This window comes from Paenibacillus plantarum (assembly GCF_013141695.1).
Lineage (GTDB): Bacteria > Bacillota > Bacilli > Paenibacillales > NBRC-103111 > Paenibacillus_E > Paenibacillus_E plantarum.
The window spans coordinates 431,354-442,440 of the sequence record NZ_WHNY01000026.1; the positions used below are offsets into that span (position 1 = coordinate 431,354).

At 40.6% G+C, this 11,087-nt stretch carries 11 protein-coding genes and 1 pseudogene; 7 read left to right on the forward strand and 5 right to left on the reverse strand.

What is annotated here, in order from left to right; all coding sequences use genetic code 11:
- The first annotated feature begins 231 nt into the window (after positions 1–231).
- The gene (locus tag GC096_RS08575; RefSeq protein ID WP_171629809.1) at positions 232–1,263 is read left to right on the forward strand and encodes a LacI family DNA-binding transcriptional regulator; all 1,032 of its coding nucleotides are present in this window, start codon (positions 232–234) and stop codon (positions 1,261–1,263) included.
- Between the two features lie 166 nt (positions 1,264–1,429).
- Positions 1,430–2,488, forward strand: coding sequence for an LLM class flavin-dependent oxidoreductase (locus tag GC096_RS08580; protein ID WP_171629810.1), 1,059 nt, complete (start codon positions 1,430–1,432; stop codon positions 2,486–2,488).
- 218 nt (positions 2,489–2,706) lie between these two features.
- On the opposite strand, the gene GC096_RS08585 is transcribed toward GC096_RS08580, so the two are convergent.
- From GC096_RS08585 to GC096_RS08600, 4 genes are all read right to left on the reverse strand, one after another.
- Positions 2,707–4,539 (reverse strand): leucine-rich repeat domain-containing protein, encoded by a 1,833-nt coding sequence (locus tag GC096_RS08585; RefSeq protein WP_171629811.1) that lies wholly within the window; start codon positions 4,537–4,539, stop codon positions 2,707–2,709.
- A 49-nt stretch (positions 4,540–4,588) separates the two neighbouring features.
- On the reverse strand, positions 4,589–4,720 hold the full coding sequence (locus GC096_RS39535) for a stalk domain-containing protein (protein ID WP_171629812.1): 132 nt from the start codon (positions 4,718–4,720) through the stop codon (positions 4,589–4,591).
- Positions 4,721–4,828: 108 nt separating this feature from the next.
- Positions 4,829–6,244, reverse strand: a complete 1,416-nt coding sequence (locus tag GC096_RS08595; RefSeq protein WP_171629813.1) for a sensor histidine kinase — start codon at positions 6,242–6,244, stop codon at positions 4,829–4,831.
- Position 6,245: 1 nt separating this feature from the next.
- On the reverse strand, positions 6,246–6,959 hold the full coding sequence (locus GC096_RS08600; RefSeq protein ID WP_171629814.1) for a response regulator transcription factor: 714 nt from the start codon (positions 6,957–6,959) through the stop codon (positions 6,246–6,248).
- Positions 6,960–7,123: 164 nt separating this feature from the next.
- On the opposite strand from GC096_RS08600, the gene GC096_RS08605 reads away from it, so the two are divergent.
- The 5 genes and pseudogenes from GC096_RS08605 to GC096_RS08625 form a co-directional block, all read left to right on the forward strand.
- On the forward strand, positions 7,124–8,041 hold the full coding sequence (locus tag GC096_RS08605) for an ABC transporter ATP-binding protein (protein ID WP_171629815.1): 918 nt from the start codon (positions 7,124–7,126) through the stop codon (positions 8,039–8,041).
- Positions 8,038–8,790 carry an ABC transporter permease gene (locus GC096_RS08610; RefSeq protein ID WP_171629816.1) on the forward strand — a complete coding sequence of 251 codons (753 nt, stop codon included), beginning with the start codon at positions 8,038–8,040 and terminating at the stop codon, positions 8,788–8,790. The genes GC096_RS08605 and GC096_RS08610 overlap by 4 nt, the downstream gene beginning before the upstream one ends.
- A 12-nt stretch (positions 8,791–8,802) precedes the next feature.
- The gene (locus GC096_RS08615) at positions 8,803–9,534 is read left to right on the forward strand and encodes an ABC transporter permease (RefSeq protein WP_171629817.1); all 732 of its coding nucleotides are present in this window, start codon (positions 8,803–8,805) and stop codon (positions 9,532–9,534) included.
- 78 nt (positions 9,535–9,612) lie between these two features.
- Positions 9,613–9,906 carry a YxeA family protein gene (locus GC096_RS08620; protein WP_171629818.1) on the forward strand — a complete coding sequence of 98 codons (294 nt, stop codon included), beginning with the start codon at positions 9,613–9,615 and terminating at the stop codon, positions 9,904–9,906.
- A 205-nt stretch (positions 9,907–10,111) separates the two neighbouring features.
- Positions 10,112–10,302: pseudogene (locus GC096_RS08625) on the forward strand (undecaprenyl-diphosphate phosphatase); the annotation flags it as partial.
- A 22-nt stretch (positions 10,303–10,324) separates the two neighbouring features.
- Here GC096_RS08625 and GC096_RS08630 read toward each other — a convergent pair.
- Complete coding sequence (locus tag GC096_RS08630; RefSeq protein WP_171629856.1) at positions 10,325–11,083, reverse strand: ABC transporter ATP-binding protein; 759 nt, start codon at positions 11,081–11,083, stop codon at positions 10,325–10,327.
- Positions 11,084–11,087 lie beyond the last annotated feature (4 nt).

Below are 11,087 nucleotides of genomic sequence, written 5' to 3' on the forward strand. Positions count from 1 at the left end.
AATCCAACAAAATTAACTAAACAGATTTTAAGTAATTTAGTTAATTTTCAATTATTTATAACGTAAAACAAATCTAACACGGCGTTTTTCAGGCGTCAATTACAAATTTAGCTTGAATTTAGTTTATTTTTATATAATTTTTAGTTGCAACTATTTTCCCAATTGTACAATTAGTAAATTTGTTATAAACTAAACTAACTAAACAGTTTTAGCGAATGGGGATTAATTAATATGAAAATGGAAGATATCGCCAAACTAGCAGGCGTGTCCAAATCTGCTGTTTCGTTTGCACTTAGCGGGAAACCTGGAATTAGCAATGAAACGCGAGAACGCGTTCTTGAAATCGCACGAGAAAACGGTTATGCACCCAAGCCGAAATTATCAGCCAATGAAGGCTCTGTGAAATCCTTAACATTTTTGGTCTTTACGAATTCAGGAATCGTCCTCGAAGCGTATTACCAACAACCTTTCTTTCGAGAGCTGATTCATTTCATCGAAGAACGATGTCGAGCCAAAGGTTACTCCTTACTTTTTTCAACCATCAATATGGCCTACTTCGAACAAGAAATTCGGGTGTTTTCTGAGGAAAATCAAAGTGATGGTGTCATTCTACTTGGTACTAACCTAACCTCAGTCGATATATTGGATATTGCAAATCGGTTAGGCCCTCGTCTTGTCGTACTTGACAACTGCTTTGATACATTACCTGTTCATTTTGTCGGGATCAATAATAGGATGGGTGCTTATCAAGCGGGGGCTCACTTATGCAAATTGGGGCATCGTGAAATCGGATATATAGCTTCGAATGTTCATCTCCACAACTTCGAGGAGCGAAAAGAAGGCTTTCAGGAAGCACTGAAGGCATATGATATAAAGATCAAGCCTGAACACTTCTTTTCTGTGGCACCTACAATGCTTTCATCGCAGGATGATCTGAAAGCCCAAATCAAATCTTACTTAGATACAGATCGTAACCTGCCAACTGCTCTTTTTTGCGAATGTGATTATATCGCTATTAGTGCAATGAAGACGTTAACTGAGCTTGGTATACGGATACCTGGGGATGTTTCCGTTATTGGATTTGATAACATTACGGAATCACAAATCATTTCACCTGAGTTAACAACTATCCATGTTGAAAAGCAGCGAATGGCTCAATTAGCAGTAGATTTAGTTATTGAATCTATCGAAGTAGGACTAGAAATAACATCCAAAATCAGGGTCGACACCCGGTTTGTTGAGCGACGTTCTTCGCACAAATGAGCTTAATTCGGAGGAGATTATCATGAGTACTCATTGAGTTTTTGGGATATGTTTCGCAACCGTCTTCACACAATCTCGCTGTAAATTTCATATTCAGGGAATTTACAGCGAGGTTTGAGGAATACCTATATTGGAACATCAGTAGGTTTTAGAAAGGGGAATCCAGATGGCAAGCGAATTAAGATTTTTCTCAGAAATCCCAAGTTGGCTAACGATTTCCGGCGAATTTGGAGATATAGAAAATATCAGTAAACTATCTGAGAAATATAATTTTTATGGATCGTTAATATATTTTTTTAATAATTCATTTGATCCTTGGATCCTTACAACAAAAGTATTAAATAATACAGATCATTTAGTACCTCTAATAGCAGTCCAGCCATACTATATGCCTCCTGTAACATCTGCAAAAATTATAAAATCAATCGCGACGTTATATAAACGTAAAGTTTGTTTGAATTTTGTTACAGGGGTTTATGAATCTGAAATAAAGGCAATGTATGAATCCATTGATCCGAAAACAAAATACGCTAGACTTCGAGAATACATAAATGTTGTTTATACTCTTTTAATGTCAGATAAAGAAGTTAATTTCCATGGAGATTATTATAAATTTTCGAATTTAGATGCCCGAGCGTCAATTCCTACTCATTTAATGCCTGAAATTTTTATTCCGGGTTCTTCAGATGAAAGTATACTTCTAGCACAAGATGTTGCAGATACTGCATTATTAAGGCCACATCCAATCGAATTATTCAAAAAATTATATCTACCGAAAATCGAGAAAAAAGAACTAAACCTAGCTATACGCATTTCCATTATTACTAGGGATAGTTCTGAAAAAGCATGGGAAATTGCAAATTCAAAATATATTCAAGATCGACATGGTAAAATGATTACAAAGATAAGAGGGAAATCTTCATCTCACAATACAAAACTGATGGCAAACTTAGCATTATCGCAAGAAATATATGATGATGTTTATTGGATGGGAGCATATCTCTCTGGAAATAAGGTTGATGATCCATATATTGTCGGGAGTTATTCAGATGTTTCGAATTATTTGTGCAAGTATATGGATTTGGGAGTACGTACTTTCTTAATCGGTAACATTGATGAAACAAACGAGGAAGCAGAACATATTTCTGAAATTATGAAAAGATTAAAAACTTATCATACTTTAATGGACAATAATTTTTTGGGGTTGAAAAATCTGAATAACTAAAAAAAATGTGATATTCCATAATTAATTAGAAAACGGAGCCCGCAAACCCGCGGTGCTCCGTTTTTGTTGTTTCAGAAATGTTTAAAATTAGAAGCGGACCGCGGCAAAATTAGCGGTTTGTAGCAGTATTCATTAGGAAAAATTATTTAGAAATAATTCTACATAGGCATATCATTAGAAACCATCATTGATCCTAAACATTTCCTTTATTATTGTTATTATTTTGTTGATATTATGACTGTCTTGTTCGAGGCATCCCATTTGACCTCAGCGCCTAATGCTTCACTGACGAGCCTAATTGGGACAAATGTGCTTCCGTTGATTATTTGAACTTCTGCATCTAGCTCTTTTACTGCTCCATTAATTTCCACCTTTTTAGAACCAACCTGAAGTTTTAAAGACGAATCTGATTTAGTCGCAACAATAGTACGAGTATCATTTTCCCATGTTACTTTTGCATGTAGCGCCTCGAATATTTTCCTCATTGGAACATATATGGACCCCTTAATATTTTGAGGATCTTCTTCAGTTGAATAATCTTGAAGTAACCCATCTATCGAAACAAATATGTGATCACCATACGAAGTAACCACACCGCCAGCTTGTCTTGCTATTAACCAATTCAAAGAATCTTCACTGACAGGATTATTAGCTAAATATATTTCCCAAAGATTGCTTTGATTATCTAAAACTGAAATATCCGATAAATTATTATTAATAAGAGATACCCTTCTCAGGTCCGTTTGTGAGGACAACACTGACAGATTAGAAATACCATTTCCATCCAAATATAGTGATTGTAATTTATTAACTTTTTCTAACGGCAACAAATCAGTTATCCGATTATTTCGTAGTTCCAACGATGATAGTTTAGTTTGACCTTCAATTCCTTTGAGACTGGTGATCCTATTATCATTTAAGGAGAGTGAAGATAGTTGTGGAAGACTCCCTAAAAACTCAATTGAGTTTATTCCATTATTATTTAAATAAAGCGAATACAAATTAGGCATTTTAGTTAATGGATCTAAATTAATAATTGGGTTATGACTTAGATTTAGAAACCATATTTTTTTCAAATCACTGAGTGGTGTAATATCTGAAATTTTGTTGTTTTCTAGATAAAGTGTATCTAGTACATCTGAACCATATAATGGTGAAAGGTCTGAGATTTCATTTGATGTTAGATCGAGCCTATAAAGATTAGTCAGATTCTCAAGAAAACTAATATCTTTTAAATGTTGTGATCCTAAATTTAGATTCGCAAGATTTGTGAGTTGTTTTATTGCAGCCAAATCTTTAATCGGATTGTTCGACAGTTCTAAGCCACCTAAATGAGTAAGCCCATTTAACGAGTTAATATCTTTTATCATATTATCTTGAATACCCAAGTAGCTCAAATTTAGTAGATTTCTTAAAGGAGTTATATCCTCAATCTGATTATCCTTAAGGACAACATATTTTAAAGAATGAAGTTCCGACAATGGGGAAATATCGCTAATTTGATTATCATAGGCAGTAAAGCGTTCTAATTGTTTGAAATCTTTTAGAGGTGAAAGATCAGAAATTAGATTATCACTTAAATTTAATTCTTTTAGTTGTGAAGCTCCTTTAAGGAAACTAATATCTGTAATATTGCTCGCAGCTAAATCCAAAACTTCTAGTTGCTTCATTCTCCCTAATAATTCCATATTACTCAATTGGTTGTATCTTAGCGTTAATACTCTAAGATTTTTCAAGTCCAATAATGGACTAATATCTTTGATTTCATTTACTGCCAAGAATAAATTCCTTAAATTTGTTGCGTGCTCCAATCCATTTAAATTAGTAATCCCTTGCCAAGTTGTTGGCCCTAATGTAATCAACTGATCCATGTCATCTTGGGTTAATGGAGAATCGTCTTTTTTAAGTTGTTTACGAATAACCTTTTCAAGAGCTTGATCTTCAATAGTTACAACATTACTCACTTTTGCAACCGCACTAAAAGGAACAATAAGAACAGAAGTACAAATAAGACTTAGGATTACAACACTCAACAAGTATAACTTTCTCACTTAGTAAACCTCCTATTTAATTAGAAAAGTCATCTTCTAAGTCCATACCTTAATTGGTTTTAATATTAATTGTAGAAGTTGCATCGTCCCAATCCAAGGTAGCTCCTAAAGTTTCTGTTATAAATCGAAGCGGCACCATCGTTGTGTTTTGATACAATTGTGGTTTAACTTCAAAAAACATGTCTTCCTAATTAACAGTAACTTTTCTTATTTCATCGATTAGACTTGCATGCCGCTTCGGCACTATTAGATTGAAATTCCAGAATAGATTAACCATAACCACAATTAATCAAATATCCTCATTGTCTAATTTTTCGTTCTGTGACTGCACAGGGAATTCCATGACCGCTGTTAGACCTCTTTGGTCCATACCACTTGCAAGAATGAGGCGGCCGTGATGCGCCTTCGCAATCCTTGCCACCATCGGAAGCCCCAAACCGTGACCTTGCTGGACAGGCCGCTTTCTCCTTGTTGAAAAGTGCAATTCGGTAATCTCCGCCAATTGCTCTTGTGGGATTCCCCGTCCAGTATCCCTTACGATAAAGCGATACTGAGAGCGGTCATTGGATAGAGAGGCTTTTATTATGATTTTGCAGCCCTGCGAGTTATGACGCACACTGTTCTGGACAAGATTACTGATTGCCCGAAGCAGCAATTTCGCGTCCCCATTGATCTGAACCGCTTCATCGGCTAGTTTCAATTCAATGTCATACCGGTCATCCAAACCGTTATTCAAAAATTCCGTGACAACCTGTCTAGCCAGAACCGATAATCGGATATGCTTCAACTGCAAAGGCTGCATTTCATACTCAAGCATGGAGACCAGATTCAGGTCACTTACAAGTGAGCGCAGCTTCTCGCCTTGGCGCCGGATAATACCGGCCTGATGCCTCTGCTCCTCCGGCAAGTCCGAATGATCCTCCATTTCGCTTGCATAGCCGAGAACGAGCGAGAGAGGCGTCCGAATATCATGAGAAATCCCAGCAATCCAGTTGGAGCGTGCTTCATCCCGTGCCTGCAGCGCGGCTGTCTTGTTCTGAAGTATAGCTGACGCGGAATTAATGCTCTGGGCCAAATCACCGAATATACCTTTAGCGTCCAACTGAACCGCTTGCTCCCTGGATAGATTGTGAACTCCGTCCACCAGAGGGCGTATCTTTCTTATGAGACGCGTGCCAATGACAATAGATATCAGCAGAGCCAAAGCCAAATTACAAAGTAGCAGTAGTACAACCCGCAGGGGCAACGAGCTTATCCAATCTGGAAGAAAATCCAATTGATACTTCCAGTGGCTTTTCTTGGGATACCCTACCACCATCAGGCCATCCTTATGTTCCGACGTATAAACCGGATAATCCATAAGGTAATACCGCGAGAACTTGGCTACATCGACTAGATTGTAGGATTTAGGAACATCATTAGGTAGATGGTAGTCCCATCTCACATGACCTTTTTCACCGAGCAGCATGGCCCATGCATGATTCTGCTGCAGAAGCTCGGTAGCCTGCTCGTCCAGTTGAAAGCTGTCGTCCTGCTTCTCCAAGCTTTGGGCCACTTGCTTAACCATGTCTTTTGGGGACGGATGCTGGTAATTTTCTGTGAACACCAGCGTACCTAGCAGTACGAAGTTAAACATCAGCAAAAATATCGAGATAAATATGGTCGCGGCGATAAAACGGCGTAATATGCGAATAATTCCTTCCACGCTAGCGTGTCTCTTTCACTTGCAGTTTATATCCCAGTCCTCTGACCGTGAGAAGATGGATCGGTTTGGAGGGATCGAGCTCGATTTTTTCGCGTACCCGCCTGATATGGACCATTAATGTATTTTCGTATCCGTAGCTGTCGTCTCCCCAAACGGCCTGGCATAAGGCATCGCTCGTGACGATTCGGCCTTGGTTCTCATACAACTTCACAAGAATCGCATGTTCCTTAGCCGTCAAGGGCAGCTCCTTGTGATTCCTGTACACGACAGCGCTATCCAGATCAATAGTCTGTTCCCCCAATCGGAAGACAGACAGACGCTCTGCCACGGGAGAGGAGTAGAACCGCTTTAGAATCGCCATCAGCCGCAATACCAGTTCGCGCGGTAGGAACGGCTTCACAATGTAATCATCTGCCCCCAAACCCAGTCCGAGCAACCGGTCTTCATCCTCGCCTCGGGCGGAAAGAAAAAGGACCGGCATGTCCGAGAACTGTCTAATGGAAGATAAAAGCGAGAATCCGTCGCCATCAGGCAGCATGACATCCAGAATCGCGATATCCGGCTTGCCTGTGCGGCAGATCGACAGAGCTGAAGCGCAGTCGGCTGCTGTGTAAATCCGGAAAAAGCCCTCTTTTCTTAAAAATCTTTCAATCATAATTCTGATTTCTGGTTCATCATCTACAATTAATATTTTTTTGTTTTTTAAATTCTCCATGCAGCACCCCCAATTTATTATACATGAACAAGGGAATTAGCTGTGTTTTTCTAATTCTATTTAAGGTTGACGTAAGGTTATCTAAAGACTAAGGAAAGGTGGATTCATTACTGTTGAAACAGAGAAGAAATATTTAAAAAGACTTGAATGGAGCTGACTTTCTTATGAGTGCATTAGCTATTGTGCAAACACAAAATCTGTCCAAAACTTACGGGGCAATTAACAGTGTAAATAAGGTTGATTTACATGTTCAGGAGGGAGAAATCTATGGGTTTCTGGGTCCAAACGGAGCAGGGAAAACAACTACGCTAAAAATGCTGCTCGGACTCATCAAGCCTTCTGAAGGGACAATCCAAATTTTCGGGGAAAGCCTGAGCAAACATCGCCCATCCATCCTGCAACGTACCGGATCACTGATTGAATCTCCCTCCTACTACGGACATTTGACAGGGCTTGAGAATATGAAGGTCATGCAGCACTTGCGGAACGTGCCAGATAAAAACGTACATGAGGCGCTTCGTATTGTACGGCTGGAAAATCAGAAAAATAAAAAAACTGAACAATATTCGCTAGGAATGAAGCAACGGCTAGGAATCGCAATGGCACTGCTGGCCTTTCCCAAGCTGTTGATCCTTGATGAACCGACGAACGGACTTGATCCTGCAGGCATTGGTGAAATTCGGGAGCTCATCAAATCATTACCCGCACGTTATGGTGTAACTATATTGCTCTCAAGCCACTTGCTCTCGGAGATCGAACAGATCGCTACCTCAGTAGGCATTATCAGCGAAGGGAATCTGTTGTACCAGGGCAGTATGGCAACCCTGCGGCAAAAAAATAGAAACGCCATTTTTATGAAAACAGGGGACAATGCCAAAGCGGAGCAGCTACTTTACACTCAAGGATACAGTCCAACACAAAGCGGCGGCCGACTTGAGTTGGGCAATCTTCAGGATACGGAAGTGGCGGAAATAAACAGATTGCTTGTTGATCATAAAATCGCTGTCACTCGGATCGAGGAGCAAAAGAAAAGTCTGGAGGATATTTTCCTGGAGTTTACAGGAAAGGAGCGGAGCTTGTGATCAAAATATTAGGACTGGAATATTTCAAAATCCGCCGCAAAAAAATATGGATCATGATTATATTATTTCTTGTCATAGAGATGCTGTGGGCCTTTATATCCATTAGCCGGTCCATTGCGAGCAATCCGGATCACGCCGTTTGGGAATCTATTTTTTTTAGTATATCCTCCATGAATGGCTTTTTTATGCCGATTATTTCAGCCGTTGTCGTCTCACGTATTTGTGATATGGAGCATAAGGGATCGACCTGGAAAATGCTTGTTGCTACCAATGTGGGACGCGGGCATCTCTACGCGGCGAAGTATATATGCACCAATAGTTTGCTCCTGTATGGAATCTTTGTACAGGCCTTATTCATAATAGTGTTCGGACTCATAAAGGATTTTCCCGGTACGCTTCAGATCGATTTACTAATCAGGTTCATTGGGGGTACTCTACTGACGACTCTCGCTGTCACAGCACTTCAACAATGGGTTTCTTTTGCTATTAAAAATCAGGCTTTTGCGCTGTGCTTGGGCATGCTTGGCGGCTTCATCGGAATGACCGCCGGATTATTCCCGGCTGCTATTAGACAAATTTTTATCTGGTCTTACTATTTGGATCTCAGCCCGGTTACTTATCTATATGCCGAGCCTGCGAGCGCCTATCTGGTACAGCCATTAAGCTTTGGAATTGTAGTGGGGGCGTTGATTATGACCGTCCTGTTCTATATCGCCGGGAACATCCATATAAGCCGGCAGGAAATCTGAGGAGGGAAGTTGATGAAACGAAGTATTTCTGCTGAATGTTTTAAACTGCGCCATTCCCGGATTGGTCTTGTAATCGCTATACTTCCAATCATAAGTCTGTTGATTGGATGTGCGAATTATTATTTTAATCAGGGCGCCCTGCAAAATGGTTGGTACAGCCTGTGGACCCAGGTCAGCCTGTTTTACGGTGTGTTTTTCCTGCCTATTCTGATTGCCATCTGTTGTTCCTATATATGTAGACTGGAGCATTTAAACCGAAATTGGAATATGGTTATGACCTCTCCTGTTTCGGTTGCCAGTGTGTTTCTTGCCAAATTGATTGTCGTTAGCATTTTAATCTTGTTGGCGCAAGCGCTGTTCATGGGACTCTACTGGCTTGCAGGTACCTTGTTCTCCTTACCTGGGCCTTTCCCTGTAGAGACTATAGGTTGGGCGATACGCGGATGGTATGCTTGTATGTCCATTAGTGCTCTTCAATTGGGACTTTCGCTGCGGATCCGCAGCTTCGCTACGCCTATCGGCATCAGTCTGTGCGCGGTCTTTATCGGTCTGGGCATGTATATTGCCAAGTTGGGAATATTCTTCCCGTTCTCATTGCTCAACATTGGCATGAGTGTGATGAGTCAGGATAAGTTGACGGTCATGCAGACCTTTCTGTTTTGGATGATCAATTTGGCTTTCATTATTATTTTTGCGTCGATGTCTATTCGCCGGTTGAAGAATAAAGATATTGTCTCCTCCTGATTGCGCTTAGGAGGAATTTAAAATGAAAAAAATATTGCGAGTGCTGGGCTCATCATCGTGATTGGGACATGCTTGTGGATGTTCTTCTTCAGCTCCGAGAAGCTGATGCCTGAAAATTCTGCGGGAAAAACCATCTATTATACGATGATAACCGGCCTCGGTATTCAAGATGAGAATGGACGTTACAACCATGAGCTGACTTCATATAATGAGAAAGGAAAAGAAAAGAAGCTTGGTTTTTCGGCCAGAAAGCAATTGAGAGAAGGAGCTTATGTTCAGCTATATAACACGCTGATTCGGGGCGTCACGCACTGGGAAGAGGTTACCTTCGAGGAACTGCCTGAGGCGGTTCAGTGGCAATATCAACAATAATACGGATGAATTCATGTTTTATTGAGGCTTCAAATCAGGCCTTTTAAAGCGATTCAACAAAAAGGGTTACTTAAGACTAAAGTAATGAGCAATGCGAAATTTGTCATACCGAATTGAATATTGTTAGGTTAATCGATGGGTAAAATATCCCCCTTATACTGGAAATTGTTAAACGAATTTAATTCCGTAAGGGGGTTATCCACTGATGACTGATGTAAATAAAGCAATAATACTTGGCATAATAGAGGGCTTAACTGAATTTTTACCGGTATCGTCTACTGGACATCTTATTTACCAGGCAATTTGCTTGGCTTTGAGGGAGACGCTGCAATAACTTTTAAAATTGTTATACAGTTGGGTGCAGTGAAGGCAGTTCTAGTACTTTATTGGAAAAAAAGTAGATTCAATACATAGATACTTATATTCCGATCTCCCGCATTTTCGCCATGACCTTCTCCATCCTATCCTCAATATCTACACCACTATACTTCGGTAGCCGCATTTCGCTCACGATTTTTCCGTCGCACATAAACATTATACGCTCCGTTTTCGCCGCAATCTTGGCGTCATGGGTTACAAGCATAATCGCAGTACCCGCCGCGTTGATTTCGGAAAATAGATTCATAATGTCTTGCGCAGCTTCCTGATTTAGGGCACCGGTAGGCTCGTCACCAAAAATAATCTGCGGATTGCTCATAAGGGCGCGGCAGATACCCGCACGCTGAAGCTGTCCACCCGACGCCTGGGTAATGTCCCGCTTTTCCAGATCTGCTATGCCCACCTTTTTCATAAGCGTTCTCGCCTGTTCCGTGATTGTCTTGACGTTCCTTCTGTTGTCACGCATGGACGGAAGAATGATGTTATCCAGGATGTTCATATTCTTCATCAACGTAGGCTGCTGAAACACAAAGCCCATTTGGGTTCTGCGCAGGTTAGCCAGCTCATTTTCGCGGAGTGCTGATAAATCCCTGCCGTCAAAAGTAACCTTCCCTCCATCAATACTATCCATCCCGCTCATCGCGAACATCAGGGTCGACTTTCCCGAGCCTGAAGGTCCCATCACCGAAACGAACTCCCCCTCGTTGATACTGGCGGACACTCCGTCAAGAACCTTGCGCCTTTCATCACCCAGACCATAAACCTTTTCTATATTTTCACCGAGTATGAGCTTCTTCATATTC